20 protein-coding genes are annotated in these 18,890 nt (G+C 47.1%); all 20 read left to right on the forward strand.

Going from position 1 to position 18,890, the window contains the following annotated elements; translation table 11 throughout:
• Window positions 1-463: hypothetical protein (locus K8R76_07065; protein ID MCD4847933.1), on the forward strand; the 463-nt coding region annotated here is incomplete at its 5' end.
• A 42-nt stretch (window positions 464-505) separates the two neighbouring features.
• Complete coding sequence (locus tag K8R76_07070) at window positions 506-2,356, forward strand: T9SS type A sorting domain-containing protein (GenBank protein MCD4847934.1); 1,851 nt, start codon at window positions 506-508, stop codon at window positions 2,354-2,356.
• A gap of 162 nt (window positions 2,357-2,518) precedes the next feature.
• Entirely contained in the window at window positions 2,519-4,921 is a 2,403-nt protein-coding gene (locus tag K8R76_07075) for a prolyl oligopeptidase family serine peptidase (protein ID MCD4847935.1), read from the forward strand.
• A gap of 171 nt (window positions 4,922-5,092) precedes the next feature.
• Window positions 5,093-6,319, forward strand: a complete 1,227-nt coding sequence (locus K8R76_07080) for an aminotransferase class I/II-fold pyridoxal phosphate-dependent enzyme (protein MCD4847936.1) — start codon at window positions 5,093-5,095, stop codon at window positions 6,317-6,319.
• A complete protein-coding gene (locus tag K8R76_07085) occupies window positions 6,316-6,657 on the forward strand; it encodes a dihydroneopterin aldolase (protein ID MCD4847937.1) in 342 nt (113 codons plus the stop codon). The genes K8R76_07080 and K8R76_07085 overlap by 4 nt, the downstream gene beginning before the upstream one ends.
• Complete coding sequence (gene folK / locus K8R76_07090; GenBank protein ID MCD4847938.1) at window positions 6,650-7,171, forward strand: 2-amino-4-hydroxy-6-hydroxymethyldihydropteridine diphosphokinase; 522 nt, start codon at window positions 6,650-6,652, stop codon at window positions 7,169-7,171. Before K8R76_07085 ends, folK begins: the two co-directional genes overlap by 8 nt.
• The gene (locus K8R76_07095) at window positions 7,168-7,818 is read left to right on the forward strand and encodes a deoxynucleoside kinase (protein MCD4847939.1); all 651 of its coding nucleotides are present in this window, start codon (window positions 7,168-7,170) and stop codon (window positions 7,816-7,818) included. The genes folK and K8R76_07095 overlap by 4 nt, the downstream gene beginning before the upstream one ends.
• Before the next feature lie 2 nt (window positions 7,819-7,820).
• A complete protein-coding gene (gene panC / locus K8R76_07100) occupies window positions 7,821-8,693 on the forward strand; it encodes a pantoate--beta-alanine ligase (GenBank protein ID MCD4847940.1) in 873 nt (290 codons plus the stop codon).
• A gap of 2 nt (window positions 8,694-8,695) precedes the next feature.
• Window positions 8,696-9,055 (forward strand): aspartate 1-decarboxylase, encoded by a 360-nt coding sequence (locus tag K8R76_07105; GenBank protein ID MCD4847941.1) that lies wholly within the window; start codon window positions 8,696-8,698, stop codon window positions 9,053-9,055.
• A 38-nt stretch (window positions 9,056-9,093) separates the two neighbouring features.
• Window positions 9,094-10,008: an NTP transferase domain-containing protein gene (locus K8R76_07110; protein ID MCD4847942.1), complete on the forward strand. Its 915-nt coding sequence runs from the start codon at window positions 9,094-9,096 to the stop codon at window positions 10,006-10,008.
• Window positions 10,005-10,505, forward strand: coding sequence for an HIT domain-containing protein (locus K8R76_07115; GenBank protein MCD4847943.1), 501 nt, complete (start codon window positions 10,005-10,007; stop codon window positions 10,503-10,505). The genes K8R76_07110 and K8R76_07115 overlap by 4 nt, the downstream gene beginning before the upstream one ends.
• Window positions 10,498-11,004 carry a LytR C-terminal domain-containing protein gene (locus K8R76_07120; GenBank protein MCD4847944.1) on the forward strand — a complete coding sequence of 169 codons (507 nt, stop codon included), beginning with the start codon at window positions 10,498-10,500 and terminating at the stop codon, window positions 11,002-11,004. Before K8R76_07115 ends, K8R76_07120 begins: the two co-directional genes overlap by 8 nt.
• Before the next feature lie 29 nt (window positions 11,005-11,033).
• A complete protein-coding gene (gene rsfS, locus K8R76_07125; protein ID MCD4847945.1) occupies window positions 11,034-11,411 on the forward strand; it encodes a ribosome silencing factor in 378 nt (125 codons plus the stop codon).
• Window positions 11,392-13,092, forward strand: a complete 1,701-nt coding sequence (locus tag K8R76_07130; GenBank protein MCD4847946.1) for an arginine--tRNA ligase — start codon at window positions 11,392-11,394, stop codon at window positions 13,090-13,092. The genes rsfS and K8R76_07130 overlap by 20 nt, the downstream gene beginning before the upstream one ends.
• Window positions 13,093-13,124: 32 nt before the next feature.
• Window positions 13,125-14,042: a sugar kinase gene (locus tag K8R76_07135; protein MCD4847947.1), complete on the forward strand. Its 918-nt coding sequence runs from the start codon at window positions 13,125-13,127 to the stop codon at window positions 14,040-14,042.
• On the forward strand, window positions 14,039-15,070 hold the full coding sequence (gene purM / locus K8R76_07140; protein ID MCD4847948.1) for a phosphoribosylformylglycinamidine cyclo-ligase: 1,032 nt from the start codon (window positions 14,039-14,041) through the stop codon (window positions 15,068-15,070). Before K8R76_07135 ends, purM begins: the two co-directional genes overlap by 4 nt.
• Before the next feature lie 12 nt (window positions 15,071-15,082).
• On the forward strand, window positions 15,083-16,285 hold the full coding sequence (locus tag K8R76_07145; GenBank protein MCD4847949.1) for a 2,3-bisphosphoglycerate-independent phosphoglycerate mutase: 1,203 nt from the start codon (window positions 15,083-15,085) through the stop codon (window positions 16,283-16,285).
• Window positions 16,278-17,276, forward strand: a complete 999-nt coding sequence (locus K8R76_07150) for a tRNA-specific 2-thiouridylase (protein MCD4847950.1) — start codon at window positions 16,278-16,280, stop codon at window positions 17,274-17,276. Before K8R76_07145 ends, K8R76_07150 begins: the two co-directional genes overlap by 8 nt.
• Complete coding sequence (gene nadA, locus K8R76_07155) at window positions 17,276-18,181, forward strand: quinolinate synthase NadA (GenBank protein ID MCD4847951.1); 906 nt, start codon at window positions 17,276-17,278, stop codon at window positions 18,179-18,181. Before K8R76_07150 ends, nadA begins: the two co-directional genes overlap by 1 nt.
• Window positions 18,178-18,888: a gamma-glutamyl-gamma-aminobutyrate hydrolase family protein gene (locus K8R76_07160; GenBank protein ID MCD4847952.1), complete on the forward strand. Its 711-nt coding sequence runs from the start codon at window positions 18,178-18,180 to the stop codon at window positions 18,886-18,888. The genes nadA and K8R76_07160 overlap by 4 nt, the downstream gene beginning before the upstream one ends.
• Window positions 18,889-18,890 lie beyond the last annotated feature (2 nt).

Genomic DNA, 18,890 nt, shown 5'->3' on the forward strand with positions numbered 1-18,890 from the left:
TGATTCCTTCAATATGCCTGGAATTGTTGTTGAAGCAGGATTGCCGGCAGGTCCGTCGCGGTTCGGCATAGGGCTTCATCTAAGAGTTGCTACACTCTTTGGATCTGAAGAGAATGATGACAATGGTTTTATGATAGTCTGGGGAGGCAAGTTACAGATGCCTCAGAACAGTATTGTAGATATTGCCCTTGGATTGGATATATGGGGTTACGTCCCAGGCGAAATAAAGTTTTTTCTATCAAGAAGGTTCGGGATCATCGAACCCTACGCCATTCTGGCCGTAGCTGATCTCATCAATTTCAATGATAGTGATATTTTAAATGCAGACGGCATAATGAGCTATACTCTTGGCACAATGGTTGAACTTGGAAGTGGATCCGGCTGGATGCTGGCCGCGGAGTTTGAAGGCGGAAACGTATGGGTTTCACAGGGAGTTGGCCTGGGTCTGATAAAAGAATTCTAATCACAAAATAGTATACAAGAAATTGATTGCGAAGGTATCACAATGAAAGCTGCGGGATTAGTATTTCCCCTGATGTTAGTGTTGGTTCTTTCTCCATCTGTAAGCGGTTCAGCTACACAGACCGACTGGTCCGGTGGTGACGGTGTTTCAGGTCCGGTTACTGACTGGGGTGATACATTCGATTTTGAGATCGATATTTACTGGTCAGGGAGTTCGGACGATCTGTTTCTGGATATAGTTACACTCAACGAGCCATTCGAGCATACAGTCGACAGCGAATTCGAAAACGTCACTTCTGTATACGCGGAGGATATAGACGGTGATGGTGATATGGATGTACTCGGTGCAGCGGGCAGCTATGATGATGATATCAAATGGTGGGAGAACACCGATGGGTCCGGTATAAGCTGGACCGAGCATACCGTTGGCAGCGACCTGGATGGTCCCAATTCTGTCTATGCTGAGGATGTAGATGGTGACGGTGATATGGATGTGCTGGGCGCGATCAAATATGCAGATGATATAATCTGGTGGGAGAACGACAACGGCTCCGGAACCAGCTGGACCGAACATACCGTTGACGGCGATTTTGACGTTGCCATTTCGGTGTACGCCGAAGATATAGACGGTGATGGTGATATGGATGTACTGGGTGCGGCTGAAGAGGACTACGCTATCACCTGGTGGGAAAACAACAATAGCATCGGTACCAGCTGGATAGAACATACCATTGACGGCAATTTTATGGGTGCCAGGTCTGTTTATGCCGAGGATGTAAATGGTGACGGTGATATGGATGTGCTGGGCGCGGCCAGGTATGCAGACGATATCACCTGGTGGGAGAACGACAACGGCTCCGGTACCAGCTGGACCGAACATACAGTTGATGGCAGCTTTGATAGTGCCTATTCAGTTTATGCCGAGGATGTTGACGGAGATGGTGATATGGATGTTCTGGGTGCTGCTGCGCTCGCCGATGATATCACGTGGTGGGAGAACGACAACGGCTCCGGCACCAGCTGGACCGAGCATACCGTTGACGGTGATTTCAACTATGCCTGCTCAGTTTACGCAGAGGATGTAGACGGCGATGGTGATATGGATGTGCTGGGTGCAGCTAACGGTGCCTTTGATATCACATGGTGGGAAAACGATGATGGATCCGGTACCAGCTGGACCGAGCATACCGTTGAGAATGACTTCAGCTATGCTGTTTCGGTTTACGCTGAGGATATTAACGATGACGGCAATATGGACGTGCTGGGTGCAGCTTACAATGCCGATGATATCAGCTGGTGGGAACTGATCGGGTATCCTCCGGAAGGTTCGCTCCAGTCCAGCGTACTTGATATTCAGGAGAACCCCTATTGGCAGACGATCGATTGGACCTGCAGTGAACCCTCTGGAACCGGTGTAGCATTTCAGGTGAGAGCATCAGATAATTTCTCGAACATGGGACCATGGTCGGATACGCTAACAATGCCCTGCAGCCTGGATGGAATCCTGACAGAAGGAGACAGCCTATTTCAGTACAAAGCCATTTTCACAACTTCAGATCCTGGTTCAACACCTGTGCTTGGTGATGTAACGGTTACATGGAATTTGGAAGGCATAGAACATGAATCAGGCAATGAATCTTATGCAATGTCACTATACGGAGCTCGACCCAATCCAGCGCTTGGTCAAGCCTTTTTGATCTTTTCACTTTCCATGAACTCCAGAGTAGAGCTGACTGTATTCGACATGACCGGTCGCATAGTCCACTCAACCAGTGATGAGTACGAGTCTGGTGTTAATGAGGTACTGCTGGATGGTCTGGCCTCTGGAGTATACATGGTCAGGATGAGTTCGCGTGATTTTACGGATACGCATAGATTCGTCTTAATTGAGTAAAAATCGGGATGGAAAGGATTTCCCCGGAGCCTGTTGAGAAAGTGTAGAACCCGTATTTCCGCGGTTGAAACAGCACATTAATTCTTGCGATTTTCAGCACTATTGTATATTCACACTGAAATCATTGTTTTGCAGTTTTCGGTTATTCGGAAAGGTTATCCCATGTATTTATTCTTTGCAGCGCTTATTGCTCTGTCCGGTACAGACGGAATCGCATCATCCGGTTATATGGAACCTGATCAGGTACTCATTGACATAGTTGATGTTCAGTGGGCTCCGTGGACCAGTGTTTCTCCTGATTATCAGAACTGGCTTCTCAGGATTCGTCAGAAAAATCTGTCAATTGAGGAGCTTGCACAGGATGAGTTGAAACTTGCAGGCATGCGGTTCAGCCCTCAGACGTTTGCTCCAGGCAGGAGCAGACGGTTCGTTGCCATGTCACTTATGAGATATCCTGAGATTGAGACTGTTGAGATATCCGGTCTGCCTGAAAACCCGCGGATACTCAGCACAAGCTGGTCGCCTGACGGCTCAAGAATCGCTTTTACACATGAAACCCCGGAAGGGGTGGAACTGTGGATAATCGATGAAGGGTCAGCTGAAGCCCGCAGACTTACAGGACCCGTGCTAAGTCTTACCGCCAACGAATGGCCTGAATGGCTTTCAGACGGTTCCGGGATCATCTGCTGCATTATTCCCTTTGATAATGGAGAGCCCCCAGTTGAGAATTCTGTTCCTTCTGGTCCCGTTATCCAGGAAACAACCGGGGTGGAAGCACCGGTGAGAACCTATCAGGATCTTCTTGAAAATCCTTACGACGAGGACCTCTTTGAATACTACCTTACCTCGCAGTTGTCAGTTGTCCGAATGGACGGAAGTATCGATGAAGTAGGAGACCCCGGCATCATCTGGTACTACTCCCCGTCACCTGATGCCGAGTATATCCTGGTATCACAGCTAATGAGACCTTTCTCCTACATGGTTACAGCCGGGAGATTCGCTGAGCTTATTGAAGTCTGGGATCTTGAGGGAAACACTGTTTACGAAGTGGCTGATTTCCCGGTAAGGGATGCTATTCCAATTGCAAGAGGAAGCACTTTCGAAGGACCCAGAAGCATGAACTGGAGGAGTGACGCGGATGCCACTCTTTGCTGGGTAGAAGCGCTTGACGGAGGAGATGCAGGAGCCGAAGCTGAACTCCGGGACAGAATTTTTGTACTCGAAGCACCTTTCGATTCTGAACCGGCAGAGCTTTTCGAACTCCGGAGCAGGTTCGGCGGTATTGAGTGGGGGAATGATTCGCTTGCAATAGTTTACGAATGGTGGTGGCCCACAAGGAACCTGAAGGCCTGGAGAATAAGACCGGGGCAGCCGGATTCTGAAGCCCTGCTGCTTGTTGATCGTTCAATGGAGGACAGGTACAGTGATCCTGGAATCCCGAGAACCCGCTTTAACAGCAGGGGCAAAAGCGTACTTGTTACATCCACTGACGGAATTTCCATTTATCTTGCAGGTGAAGGAGCTTCACCCGAGGGAGACAGGCCGTTTCTTGACAGACTGGATCTTTCCACTCTGGAGACCGAAAGGCTTTTTCATTCACAGCCTCCATACTACGAACAACCTCTAAGGTTCATAAACGATGAATGCACAAAATTCATGTTTGTCCGGGAATCGGTTGATGAATACCCCAACTATTTTATCAGGGATCTTGCGAATAATACCGATGTGCAGGTAACCTTCTACTCAAATCCTGTTACAGTCCTCGACGGTATGTACAAAGAACTCATTACCTACAAACGCGAAGATGGTCTTGATCTTTCAGCGACACTCTATCTGCCTCCAGATTACGACGCGGAAGAAGGTCCTCTTCCTATGGTGATGTGGGCTTATCCTCAGAATTACCGCTCAGCATCGGCTGCAGGCCAGATTTCTGGCTCACCTTATGAGTATGACTATATCGGCTGGTGGTCGCCTTTAGTATGGCTTACACAGGGCTACGCTGTACTCGACGATCCGGCTATGCCCATCGTCGGCGAGGGTGAAGAGCAGCCTAACGATACTTTTGTGGAGCAACTTGTCATGAGCGCTCAGGCAGCTGTTGACGAAGTCGTGGACAGGGGAGTGGCGGATCCTGACAGGATAGCCATAGGCGGGCATTCGTATGGAGCTTTCATGACGGCGAATCTCCTTGCCCATTCGGATATCTTCGCGGCTGGGCTGGCGAGGACAGGGGCGTACAACAGAACCCTGACACCTTTCGGCTTCCAGTCGGAGGACAGGTCGCTGTGGGAAGCCAAGGATGTATACATTGAAATGTCACCCTTTATGAACGCGGACCTTATCGACGAACCGATACTGCTGATTCACGGAGACGCGGACAGCAATCCCGGAACATTTCCTATGCAGAGCGAGCGGTTCTTCGCTGCCCTTAAAGGGCTGGGAGGAACTTCAAGGCTTGTAATGCTGCCCCTTGAAAGCCACATCTATAAGGCGCGAGAGTCAATCCTTCACGTACTCTGGGAGACCCAGGAATGGCTTAACCAATATGTGGGAGGACAGCAGTAGCAACTGTTCTGTCTTCCATTCAAGTGCTTTACTTGTTAAGGTCTTACTAAAAGGGAGACATGCTCATATATTCAAGAATATGGGGAACTGCGAATTCCTGGCGCACTTTCCTGTAATGGTTCTTAAGGATGCGGTATCTTTTGCATGTACGAACGTCTGGAAGAGGTTGGTTTGACGAAAAACAGAAGAAGAAGACGTGTTGTAATATCCGCTTCTGAACGTGTTACCATGCTGCCTCCTTACCTTTTTGCTCAGATAGACAGGCAGAAGGAAGCAGCACTGAAAAAGGGTATGGAGCTGATTGATTTCGGAATTGGTGATCCGGACATGCCCACACCATCGCATATAGTTGCTGCCGGGAAAGAAGCTGTCACAGAGCCTTCCTTTCACAGGTACCCAAATGGTTCGGGAAGCGAATTTTTCCTGTGTGCAGTAAAAAAGTGGATGAGAACACAGTTCGGTGTCGAGATAGGTGACGACCTTGATGTCAGCTCAGTGATAGGTACAAAAGAAGGTATCGCTCATGTTCCTCTTTTCTTCTGTAATCCCGGAGATGTTGTTCTTGTACCAAATCCCGGATATCCTGTATACAGAGCATCAGCGATTCTCGCCGATGCTGTGCCTGTTGATCTTCCTCTTTTGAGAGAGAATGCATTTCTGCCGGATATCAGTTCCATCAGTTCTGAGATTATTGCAAGCACCAGAATGATATTTCTTAATTATCCGAATAATCCAACTGGAGCTGTTCTTACACTTGACCAGATGAGTGAAATTGTAGACTGGGCAAGGCGAGAGGATATCCTGATTGTCAGTGACAACTCATACAGTCATATCCGGTTCGACGGGAATCCCCCATGTTCCTTTCTGCAGATTCCAGGATCAGAAGATGTATGTCTTGAATTTCACAGCCTGTCCAAAACCTTCAACATGACAGGATGGAGAGTCGGCTTTGTAGCGGGAGGCTCACAACTCGTTAAAACTTTCCTGAGCGCAAAGGAGAATATCGATTCAGGTGTTTTTACCGCTGTTCAGAAGGCAGCAGAAGCAGCACTGTCTTCTTACACCTCCGGTTATTTCAATATTTACAGCAAGCGAAGGGAAACACTGGTGAACGGTCTCGAAAAACTTAACTGGGATGTTTGTGATTCGCCCGGAACGTTTTACGTCTGGGTAAAACTCCCCAAAGAGACCCAATCGATGAGATTTGCACGCAAACTCATCGCGCATACCGGTATTGTAGTAACTCCTGGAAGCGGATTCGGTACTTACGGCGAAGGTTATATACGATTCGCCCTTACTGTACCTGAAGAATCTATTCACAAAGCCATTGGAAGACTTGAGCAGAAGGAGCTTTTCAGTCACAGAATAAGAGCCTGGTTGAAAAAAGGTATTGAATGAGAGGACAGCTTGTCCTTAAGAACGTGATTATCAGGCTGAAGCTTGGAAGCAAGCCTTTCGAGAAGATTTCAAGCAGTGACATTCCCGTTGATATTGTCTGGTCAGGAGAGACAGCAGGTGGTATGTCGATTGATTACACTCATATATGCGAAATCTTAGCCAGATTTGCGGAAAAGGAATACGATTATATTGAGGAATTGACTTCTGATATTCTCAAAACTCTTGTGGAAGAATATCCAGCCGGCAACTGGAAAGTAACCGTGACCAAGCCTTTCCCTCCGGTTTCGTTGAAAATTAAATCAGTCCTATTCACTATGGAGAGTGGTAAAAATGCCTGAATTTGCGATTGGAATGGGCTGTAATCTGGGAGACAGGATTCACAATATTCTGGAGGGTGTTAGATTTCTTCTATCGCGATCCAGAATGGGAACATTCAGACTTTCCGGAGTGTATGAGACTCAGCCTTTAGAAAACGTTGGTGGCGGTGATTTTTATAATTGTGTTCTTGCCGGAACTTACTTTGGAGCAGTAGAAGAACTTCACCAGGATTGCAGAGAGGCGGAGATTTTTCTGGGTTCGACTGCACGTAAGAACGGTGCAGCCAGGGCACTTGATATGGATCTGCTTCTTTATAAGAACACTGTTATGGAAGTGGAAAACCTGATACTGCCTCATCCGAGTCTTCACCTTAGGAAATTCGTTCTTGTACCCCTGACGGAAGTCTGGGACGAAATCCTGCCCGGTCTGAACTCTACACCGGCACAACTCCTTGACGTATGTCCTGACGACAGCAGAATAAAAAAAGTATTCGAGATGCCTGAAAGAGGTTGTTTCTGGGAAATCTCCAGCTGACGCCCGAATTCAGATATGTTGTTGTTGAGGGACCGATCGGTGTAGGCAAAACAACACTGTGTACTCTTCTTGCTTCCAAATGGGGTGCTGCTACAGTGCTGGAGGAAGTTGAGGAGAATCCCTTCCTGCCACGTTTCTATAAAAAAAGAAAAGCGTGGGCATTTCAGACGCAGATATTCTTTATGCTGAGCAGGTATAAACAGCAGAAAAAACTGGCTCAGCTTGACCTGTTTCAGAAGATGATTGTTGCAGATTACATGTTCGCAAAAGACAGGATATTCGCTTCAATCAATCTGAGTGATGACGAATTCACGCTCTACGAGAAACTATCCCTCATTCTCGCTGAAGAAATTCCGCAGCCGGATCTGGTTATTTATCTACAGGGATCCTGCGATTCACTTCTTCGAAGAATTTCTGGAAGAGGCAGACTATTTGAAACGGATATCAGTCAATCATACCTTGAGAAACTCACAGATGCTTACAATGATTACTTCTTCAGGGCACGAATCCACCCGACACTCGTTGTAAATACAGATCATGCGGATTTCAAGCAGAGCAGTGAAGATTTCCATGGTCTTCTTGAAGCCATACGGAATTTTCCTGGAGGAATTCAGAGTTATGTTCCAAGGCTTGGCGGTCGGAAGTGAGCATAGTTGTTCCGGTTCTAAGAACGACTGAAGATGTGCGTAAAACGGTAGATGAATGGAGAAGCAGTGGTAAAACCATTGGTTTTGTTCCAACTATGGGAGCACTTCACTCAGGACATCTGAGCCTTGTCTCAAGGGCTTTTGACTATGCCGATTCCGTCATTGTCTCAATATTTGTAAATCCGATTCAGTTCGGCCCGGATGAGGATTTTGAATCATATCCGCGGACAATCAGGGATGATCTTGAAAAACTTGAAAAAGCCGGTGCGAATGCGGTCTTTTATCCTGATAAGGATATAATCTATCCGGAAGGGTTTTCGACTTCCGTGCATGTTTCCAATCTGACCGATACTCTATGCGGGAAGCAAAGACCCGGTCATTTTAATGGAGTGGCAACGGTATGCGCAATACTATTTGGTATCGTACAGCCGGATATAGCGGTATTTGGAAGGAAGGATGCACAGCAGCTGGCTGTGATTAAGCGAATGGTTCTTGACCTCAGATTCGATATCAGGATTATTGGAGCTGACATATACAGAGAGCGTGATGGTCTGGCCATGAGTTCCCGAAACAGGTATCTTCGACCTATCGAAAGAACGCAGGCGACAGCACTGTTCAGAGGGCTATCCAGAGCTGCTGAACTTGTCTGTCAGGGCGAAAGGGACACTGCGCTGCTTTGTCAGACTGCTCGGAGAATCATAGAAGAATCTCCGCTGGCAGTTATTCAGTATATGGAGATAGTGGATCACGATACAATGAAGCCTGTTGAAAGACTTGATAGTCCGGGGCTTCTTGCTGTTGCGGTTTATTTCGGAAAGACTCGTCTAATTGACAACATCGTTCTTGATCCGGATGTAAGTTATAAGGAGGCCTAACCGTGCAAAGGTGCTTTCTTGGATCGAAGCTTCACAGAATGATTATTACCGAAGCTGACCTTGATTACATTGGATCCATAACAATCGATGGAGAATTGCTTGACATATCAGGGATTCTACCCGGTGAAAGAGTTCAGGTTGCTGATCTATCTACGGGCTCCAGGTTTGAAACCTATGTTCTTGAAGGGCCTCGAGGAAGTGGTATGATCTGCATTAATGGAGCTGCCGCAAGACTTGTTAATCCTGGTGACAGAGCAATCATTCTGCAGTACGTATGGGTCGATCGTGATGAAACTCCTCCCCAGCCCAGGGTGGTTGTCGCTGATGACAGAAATCTCAATCCTGAATTGCTTGATGTATGACACTCTGCGTCATTCTGGCAGCGGGTCAGGGCAAAAGAATGAAATCACCTCTTCCCAAAGTTGTGCATCCCGTACTCGGGGTACCAATGGTCATTCGTGTAGTACGCCAGGCAATGAAAGCCGGTTATGATAAACCTGTCGTAGTTGTAGGTCATGGAAGGAAAAGTGTAATACCTCTTCTTGAAAATGAAGGCATTTCGTGGGCTGTACAGGAAGAACAGCTTGGAACCGCTCATGCCCTATCGTGCGGGGTTAAGGATCTTATCGCAGATGACGTTACCGTTCTGCTCGGAGATGTACCTCTGCTCAGAAGTCATACTATAACTGAACTGTCGGAAACTCGCCGTAAAGCTGATGCGGGAATTGCTGTTCTCACTACTTTTCCTCCTGATTCATCAGGATATGGAAGGGTAGTCAGAAAAGGGAGTTTTCTCTCTTCTATCGTTGAGGAAAGAGATGCAACACCTGAGCAGCTTTCAATTGGGGAAATCAATACCGGTATCATGTCTTTTGATGGTTCTATTCTACCTGTTCTCCTTAAGGGAATTACCACAGACAATGACCAGAAGGAGTATTACCTGACTGACGCGATCACGATAGCCCGTTCCAAGGGAATACGCACAACAGCCGTTGTCGCGGATGACTGGAGGGAAGTTGCGGGAATAAACGACCGCGTTCAGCTTGCGGAAGCAACAGGGAATTTACGCCAACGTGTAATTAACGAACATCTCAGACAGGGAGTTATTATTCCTGACCCGAATAATGTATGGATAGAGGAATCCGTAACTATTGGAAATGATGTTTCCATTGGAAGATCCTGCAGACTTTCAGGAAGAACACTGCTTGGCGATGGATGCATATTAGGCGATGGATGCGTGATAGTTGATACTGTTCTCCCGGCAGGAACAGTTCTGGAACCCTTCACTGTTACAGGGTGGAGTGGAAAACGGTGAAAAGACTGCTGGCACCCTGGAGAGATTCTTATGTGAGTAAACCCACTCCCGACGATGGGTGTATCCTGTGTAAAATTGGTGTTGAAACGGATAATGACAGAAAGAATTATGTTCTTTTTCGCGAACATGGGTTCTATATAGTGCTGAACAGGTTCCCTTACATTAACGGTCACCTGATGATTGTTCCACTCAGGCATGCCGGAGATATTTCCAGTCTTCAGGAATCAGAACTTGATACTATGATCCGACTTGTTGTCAAATGTGAAAAGGCTCTGGCTGAGGGAATGAAATGTATGGGTATCAATGGTGGCTGGAATCTCGGAAATTGTGCAGGCGCCGGTATTGAGGGGCATATCCATTTACATATGCTTCCAAGATGGTCCGGTGACGCGAATTTCATGACAACTGTAAGCGAAACCAGAGTGATATCATCATCGCTTGAAGACAGCTATAAAAGACTGAAACCACTATTCGGGAATGGTAATAACAGTGTTTAAAGATGATAAATTTCCATGGAAATGGGTAATAGGAGGGCTTGCCGTTGCGGTTATTTCCATCACGATTCTAATACCTCCACCGGGCATACAGGAAGAGAACGAGGAAGTGGAAACACCAGGTGATCAGGAATCTGTATCTGAACCCGATAATGTTCCTGTTTTGATTACACCCGATACAATCAGAGTGCTTGTTCTGAATGGAACAGAAATCGATGGACTGGCCGGCAGGACTCAGATGGAATTGCTGAGGGCATCCACCGATTCCATTGCAATTATCGCCCCCTTAGATCCGTCCGATACTGATTTTAAACCATATGAAGAGACTATCCTTATTTCTCAATTGCCTGATCTTTCTGCTGCAAAAGTGATTGCTGATGTTCTTGGAATGTCCGATGAGTGTATTGTATGGGAGGTTCCCGCTGACGGCAGGACCCCGGTTGTTGATATCATTATCTGCCTCGGTGAAGATATGAATGATTCCGCGTACAGCGGTGAATGACTCCGGCTAATTTAACATGGAGGTGTTCTTTGTCCGATAGTATTCTGGATACTCTTGCAGAAGCGATGATGGAGCGGCATGGATTCAAGGTTGTTGCTCTGGATATGAGCGAAACTCCCCTGACTATGGAAGCATTTCTGATCGTATCTGCCGAAAATAGAATCCAGGCTAGAGCTATCTCGGATCATGTGGAGAGAACAGCAAGAGCAAACGCTTTCCGAAAACACCATATCGAAGGTTATGATGAGGGAAGCTGGATTCTGATTGATTTTATAGATTTGGTTGTCCATATTTTCCTGCCTCAGACCAGGGAATACTACAACCTTGAAATGCTCTGGAGTGATGTGCCCAGAATTCAGTTCGATAACGAGGAGGAATCACCCGAAAATGGAACCGGCAACCCTTAGGACTGAACTGGAGCGAATACTCTCAAGCACGATAGATAACATCTGGGGTGATCAGATACCGGACGGTTTCCAGGTTACGGTGAAGGGTTCAGATAACCTTGAATTCGGTGATCTTTCCTGTCAGTCCGCTTTGAAGCTTGCCAGGATAGTCCATGACAATCCCCGAAGAATTGCATCAGTGATTGCTGAAAGTATAGAAGGAAAACTGCCCTGGATATCCGGTGTAAGCGTTGACGGCCCTGGTTTTATCAATTTCACGCTGTCTCTTCAGTATCTTGTATCCGTCTCCGGCATGCTTGCTTCCAGAAGCTTGATATCTCTTCTCCCTGATATTGGCAACGGCAGAAAAGCACTCGTTGAATACGTCAGCTCGAATCCTACCGGACCTCTTACAGTGGGTCATTGCAGGCAGGCAGTGCTTGGAGAATCAATCAGTAGTCTTCTTGAAGCTACAGGATGGGAAGTCAGCAGGGAGTACTATTTCAACGATACCGGGCGTCAGATGGTGCTTCTGGGAATGTCTCTGGCTGCAAGATACAAAGCTGTTGATGGCGATGAAGCGGAAATTCCCGAAGGTGGGTACCATGGGGATTATATCATTGAATGGGCTCATGAACTCCGCGATGAACAGGGTTCAGATCTATCATGGGAGGACAGCAGTAATGAGTTCATCACATTCGCAAAGGAAAAGGCGATAGGGTTCATCAAATCAGACCTTTCTTTGCTGAATATCGAATTCGACAGATATTTCGCGGAAAGCGAATTAATACCGGATGCAGTACGCTCAACAATAGAAAAACTCTCTTTGATTGAGATTAATGGAAAAAGCCTGGTTTATCCTGATAATGATGAACCGGAAAAACTCTGGCTGAGATTTACTGCCCTTGGCAGACCTTCGGACAGAGTCATTGTCAGAGATAATGGAATGTACACATATCGCCTGCCTGATATTGCCTATCATATTGATAAATTCTCCAGAGGATATGATCGGATGATCGATGTATTCGGGGCGGATCATCTGGATACCAGCAAGGATGTGACAGCAGCACTTGAGGTTCTTCTTGGCAGTACCACTGTTTCTGACAGATTAAGAATTATTATTCATCAGTTTGTTACACTGGTTCGAGAAGGCAGGAAGATCAAGATGTCGACCAGGGCCGGGAAATTTGTCACTCTGAAGGAGCTGATTCACGAAGCGGGTTCAGTTGATGTTACGAAGTATCTTTTCCTCACTAGAAGAGCTGAAGCCCACATGGATTTCGATCTTGATCTTGCCAGAAAAGAATCAAATGAAAATCCGGTTTATTATGTACAGTACGCTCATGCCAGAATTTCAGGGATAATGCGTACAGCGAAGGAAGCGGGAATCAGCCTGCCGGATGAGCATACCGCTTTGTCCGCAGATCTTCTTGATGGTGAACATGAAAGGGAACTTATGCGGTTGCTGGAACTTGTTCCATCCAGAATAGCTGCAGCTGCAGAAGTCTGCGAACCGCACAGGCTTACGGAGATCCTTGCAGATCTGGCTACAGGATTTCACAGGTTCTATCAGCACGAAAGAATAGTTGATTCGGATAATCCTGATGCTTCTTCAGCAAGGTTGATGCTTTGCGAAGCATGCAGGCGCAGTATAAGCGGTCTGCTTGAGATATTGGGGATAGACGCCCCGGAAAGAATGTAAAACACAATTCTACAGACAGGACAGGTTATATCATGGCACTTCTTGTAGTTGGTTCTGTTGCTCTGGATACAGTTACAACACCCGCAGGCAAGGTGGAGGAAACACTTGGTGGTTCCGCGGTCTATTTTTCACTTGGAGCATCATGCTTTGATGTTATCAGGATTGTGGGAGTTGTTGGACCTGATTTCCCGATGTCAGAAAAAAGATTCCTTGCTGAACGGAGAATTGATGTCAGGGGTCTCGTCACAGGACAGGGTCCCACTTTCCGGTGGGAGGGCGTGTACGGTCCTGATTTCGGTGATGCGAGAACAATCAGGACAGAACTCGGAGTATTCGCCAGCTTTGAGCCGAAACTACCGGAGGATTACATGAATACTCCATATATCTTCCTGGCAAATATAGATCCTTCGCTTCAGCTTGATGTTCTCGATCAGGTTCATAATCCCAGCTGGATCGCTGTGGACACCATGAATCTCTGGATTGATCAGCAGAGAGACAAGGTGCTGAAAGTCTTCAGAAAAGTTAATATTGTTTTTGTAAATGCTTCGGAAGCAAAACAGATTTCAGGGAAAAGAAATCTCTTCGATGCCGCGGAATTCATTCTGAAATCCGGTCCGAGGTATGTCGTTATTAAAATGGGTGCAGCCGGAGCGATGATCTTCGGTGGAGACAAACCTTTCATTCTGCCGGCTTACCCTCTTGATGAGGTTATTGATCCTACCGGAGCTGGTGATACATTCGCCTCGGGAATGCTTGGATACCTCGCGGGGAGTGACAGTGATCTTAATTTTGACAGTATGAAAAAAGGGCTTGCATACGGATCAGTTAATGCAAGTTACGCGGTTAATGGTTTCGGCATTGAAAAACTGAGAGAAATAACCCGTGAAGAGATTGATTCGAGGATGGATTATTACCTGTCTACAAACCAGCTTGGAGAATGGAAATTATGACGCAGATCAACTACCGCGACAGTGGTGTTGATATTAAGGAGGGGGAGAAAGCCATTGCCCTGATGAAGGAGAATGTAAGAGATACATTCACAAAAGAAGTACTTTCTGATCTGGGTCACTTCGGGGGGCTTTTTCAGGCTGATTTCCCCGGTACGGAGAATCCTGTACTGGTTGCAAGTACTGATGGTGTAGGTACAAAACTGAAAGTTGCCTCCATGACCTTGAAATACGATACTGTGGGTCAGGATCTGGTCAATCACTGTGTTAATGATATTCTGGTTCAGGGAGCTACACCTCTCTTCTTCATGGATTACATTGCGTGCGGGAAACTGGAAGCTTCCGTGGTTGCTCTCATCGTTCACGGGCTTGCTGTCGCGTGCAGGGAGAACGGATGCGCGCTTCTGGGTGGTGAAACCGCTGAAATGCCAGGATTCTACAATGAAGGTGATTATGATGTGGCCGGGACAATTATCGGGCTTGTGGACAGAAGCATGATTATTGATGGTTCGTCCATTCGTCCTGGTATGACCATCATTGGTCTTCCTTCAAACGGGTTGCATACGAACGGTTATTCTCTTGCCAGGAAAGTTCTGTTCGAAATTTCGCAAATGTCTCCTGAGGATAGACCCGCTCTGCTTGAGGGTTCCTCGATTGGGGAAGCTCTTCTTGCGGTTCATAAAAGTTATTTGAACGTGATAAAGCCTTTGCTGAAGGAGCGTGTGATACGGGGAATCGCTCATATTACAGGTGGAGGAATACCCGGGAATCTTTCGAGAATCCTGCCTGAAGGATGCGGCGCGCTGATAGATGAGAAGTGGGAGATTCCAGGTATTTTTGAAATCATCCGGGAGTGCGGGAATATAGATAAGGTTGAAATGCGTAAAGCCTTCAATATGGGTGCAGGAATGTTGATAGTTGTCGAAAGAAGCGATTCAGACAGAACTCTGGAGATCCTTCAGGAATCAGGAGAGTTACCATTCCTGGCCGGAGAGATAACTTCTCAAGAAGGAATTTCGTTCAAATCCTGAGAGTTGAGGCGCATAATGTATAAAGGATTAACAGAAGAACTGGCTCGAAAGACGGATTCGAGGATACTGCTCGCGGTCATAGACGGTGTTGGGGATGTTTCAAACGCTGAGCTTGGCGGCAGAACGCCTCTTGAAGCAGCGGAAACTCCAAATCTTGACAGAATTGCGTCTGAGAGCGCGCTTGGCTTGCATATTCCGGTGTCCCCTGGAATCACGCCCGGAAGTGGTCCGGCGCATCTTGCTCTCTTCGGGTATGATCCAGTTGCTTTCGATGTGGGACGGGGAGTCCTCGCGGCGCTCGGAATGGAATTTGACCTGGAATATGGGGATCTTGTGGCCAGGATCAACTTCTGTACGGTAGACGATGATGGCGTTGTAACCGATAGAAGAGCAGGGAGAATATCCACAGAAAGATGTATTAAGCTGGTTGAACTTCTGTCAGACATAGAGATAAGAGATGTTGAGACATTCGTATTTCCCGTTAAACAGCACAGAGCATGTATAGTATTCCGGGGAGAAGGTCTTGATGATAATATTGAGGATACCGATCCCGGACTGACAGGGGAAAAGCCTGTCAATGTCACTGGTCCAGGGAAGTCCGCACGGGTTGTCAGAGAATTTATTATTGAAGCCGGGCGAATCCTGCATAGAAAACATCCGGCAAATTTCATCATTCTGCGCGGTTTTTCCCTCTATGCGGAATTCCCATCCATAAGAGATTGTTTCAGGCTTACTCCCGCAGTTGCTGCGCTTTATCCGATGTACAAAGGTGTTGCGAGACTCGCAGGTATGGATGTTCTCAAATGTGAACCCGAGGATCTGGATGGTCAGGCCAGAGCTGCGGCTAACGCGCTTGAAAGTGGACATGATTTTATTTTCCTTCATCATAAACCGGCGGACAGCGCCGGAGAAGATGGAAACGTGCCTGCAAAGATCAAGGCTATCGAAGAGTTTGACAGACACTTCCCTTCATTCCTGAAACTGGGCTTTGATGTAGTCTGTGTTACTGGAGATCACAGTACGCCATGTCCTATGAAACTGCACAGCTGGCATCCTGTTCCGGTGCTTATCAACGGTGGCCCTCAGAGAGTAGGATACAGTAAAGTATTTTCAGAAAGAGAAGCTCTCTCAGGTGCCTTGGGTTCGTTCAGAGCAACGGATCTCATGCCGCTCCTTCTGGCTTCAGCCGGGAAGCTGGCAAAATTCGGTGCATGATCAGAATTCCGATGCACTGGTTGCGCTTTCCGGCGGAGTCGATTCTTCCTTTGCCTTGAGCCTTGCAATCGGGCGGTACAGAAATGTCAGGGCAGGATATGTTGATACTGACGGTAGAGGTATTCCTGCTTCCGCAGAAGAAGTAGCTGATTTCCTTGGTGTACAGCTGATAAGGCTGGACGCATCGGAGCGGTTCAAGACCGATGTGATTGAGTGGTCACAGGATATGCTCTCAATAGGGCTGACGCCCAATCCATGTGCCAGATGTAATGCCAGAATCAAACTGGGAATGCTGCACGAGATACTGAAACCGTCTGAAGTTCTCATAACAGGTCACTATTCGCGAAAACAGGGCGATCATGTAATGCGGGGAGCGGACAGTTCAAAAGATCAGAGCTATTTTCTTTCGATGGTGGACAGCAGGATAATCTCAAGATGTGTGTTTCCGCTTGGTGATATGACTAAAGCGCAAGTTCAATCAGAGGCGATTACCGGAGGCCTGCCTTTCAGAAAAGATGAAAGCATGGATCTCTGTTTCGAGCTGCTGGCTGACAGAGAAGAACCGGGTGAGATACTTAATACTTCCGGAGAGGTTATCGGTACTCATCAGGGAATAGCGAACTATACTATCGGGCAGAGAAAGGGCTTTGGCGCTTTCGGCCGAAAGATGTATGTGGTCTCAATTGATTCTGCCTCCGGAGTTGTCACAGTTGGTGATCGAGAGGATCTTCTTTCATCAGGTTGTACCGTTGGAAGTATAAACTGGTTCAACAAACCTTCCGAGTTCTGTATTGAAGCGAGGGTTCAGATCAGGTATCGCAGAAGAACTGCGGCCGCTGATCTGGAAATTCTGAATGATTCAATCCATGTGAAATTCAAAGAACCCGAGGATGCTGTTGCGCCGGGGCAGGTGTGTGCTGTATATCTCGATACTGCTGTTATTGGTGGAGGAATTATCACTGCTGCGGAACGACTTGAACGGAAGCTGTAATGGAAGAATCTGTCATCCGGGAAATCCAAAGACTGAAAACCGAAAAGAACGCGGTGATCCTTGCTCACAGCTATCAGCCTCCTCTGATACAGGATATCGCTGATCATGTGGATGATTCCCTTCAGTTAAGCAGGATAGCGGCATCAACCGATGCTTCAGTTATCGTTTTCTGCGGAGTCAGATTCATGGCCGAAACCGCCCATATTCTTGCGCCTGACAAGACTGTACTGCTTCCTGAACCGAAAGCTGGATGCCCGCTCGCTGACTGTATAGACGTTCCTTCGCTTCGATCACTTCAGGCAATGTTTCCAGACTCCCTTACAGTACTCTATGTCAACTCTCCTGCTGAAGTGAAGGCTGAAAGTTATGCCTGCTGTACATCGGCTAACGCATTTGAAGTAGTTGAAAGTGTTCCATCTGACAGCGTGATATTTGCTCCTGACAGGAATCTTGGAATGTTCATATCCCGCAGGTCGGATAAAGAGATTCATGTCTGGAACGGTGCCTGCAGAACCCATGCGGTCGCTGATATTCATGATATTGAGAAGCATATTGAAGAATGGCCTGATGCAGAACTGCTGGTCCATCCGGAAACATCCCCTGAAATATGGGAGCTTGCCGACGCCGTACTTGGAACAGGCGGTATGATTCGTCATGTCAGCAGTTCCAGCGCGACCAGGTTCATTATAGGCACGGAAGAGGGGATGGTTTACAAGCTTAAGACCCTCTACCCTGAAAGAGAATTCATCGCAGCCGGCAAAATATACTGTCCTAATATGAAGGTTACTACACTCCAAAAGATACTTGATTCTCTCATGAATCTTGAGCCTGCAGTCCGTCTAGATCCGGAAATCAGAGAAAAAGCATTTGCCGCCGTTGCCAGAATGACGGAGATAACAGGATGAGAAAACCTGTTATTGGCGTTACGCTGAGCTGGTACAAAAATGATCAGCAGAAGACTGATTCCTTTGGTAAATGGTGTTTCGGTCTGAACCAGACATATGCTGAACTGATAGCCGGAGCGGGTGCTCTGCCTGTTGGAATCATACCAGCCGGAAAGGAGTACCGGGATATTCTGGACATAATAGACATGGTTCTTCTAACAGGAGGCGGTGATCCTGACCCGGAGCTGTACGGTCAGAAAAATAATGGATCGAAAAACTGCAGTCGGGAAAGATTTATCTGGGAGATAGACATGTATAGATCCGCGAGAGCGATGGGAAAACCCGTTTTCGGTATCTGCCTTGGAATGCAGCTTATAGGAATAGCAGAAGGTGTTTCACTTATTCAGGATATTCCTTCTCAGATAAAGGGAGCACTGGATCATTATGGAAAACCACATATTCCCAGAAAACACACAATCAGAATAATGGATAATACCGTTCTTCATGGAATACTCGGATCAGAAGCTGAAGTAAGTTCTTTTCATCACCAGGGGATTTCGCGGATGCCGGAGGGCTTCCTGTTAGCCGCACAGTCATCAGATGATATCATTGAAGCGATTGAATCGGATGATGGCGGTGTTTTAGCTGTGCAGTGGCATCCCGAGAGGGATTTCACAGGACCACTTATTTTAAATGCGATGCTTTCACGCATGACAGTTGGTGATTGAAA

Source organism: Candidatus Aegiribacteria sp. (genome assembly GCA_021108435.1).
Lineage (GTDB): Bacteria > Fermentibacterota > Fermentibacteria > Fermentibacterales > JCC-6 > Aegiribacteria.

Coding starts and splice junctions, on each gene's coding strand:
- K8R76_07160 (MCD4847952.1), top strand. CDS start 18,178: ATGAGAAAACCTGTTATTGGCGTTACGCTGAGCTGGTACAAAAATGAT.
- K8R76_07130 (MCD4847946.1), top strand. CDS start 11,392: ATGGAACCGGCAACCCTTAGGACTGAACTGGAGCGAATACTCTCAAGC.
- K8R76_07110 (MCD4847942.1), top strand. CDS start 9,094: ATGAAATCACCTCTTCCCAAAGTTGTGCATCCCGTACTCGGGGTACCA.
- K8R76_07070 (MCD4847934.1), top strand. CDS start 506: ATGAAAGCTGCGGGATTAGTATTTCCCCTGATGTTAGTGTTGGTTCTT.
- K8R76_07135 (MCD4847947.1), top strand. CDS start 13,125: ATGGCACTTCTTGTAGTTGGTTCTGTTGCTCTGGATACAGTTACAACA.
- K8R76_07075 (MCD4847935.1), top strand. CDS start 2,519: ATGTATTTATTCTTTGCAGCGCTTATTGCTCTGTCCGGTACAGACGGA.
- purM (MCD4847948.1), top strand. CDS start 14,039: ATGACGCAGATCAACTACCGCGACAGTGGTGTTGATATTAAGGAGGGG.
- folK (MCD4847938.1), top strand. CDS start 6,650: ATGCCTGAATTTGCGATTGGAATGGGCTGTAATCTGGGAGACAGGATT.
- K8R76_07085 (MCD4847937.1), top strand. CDS start 6,316: ATGAGAGGACAGCTTGTCCTTAAGAACGTGATTATCAGGCTGAAGCTT.
- nadA (MCD4847951.1), top strand. CDS start 17,276: ATGGAAGAATCTGTCATCCGGGAAATCCAAAGACTGAAAACCGAAAAG.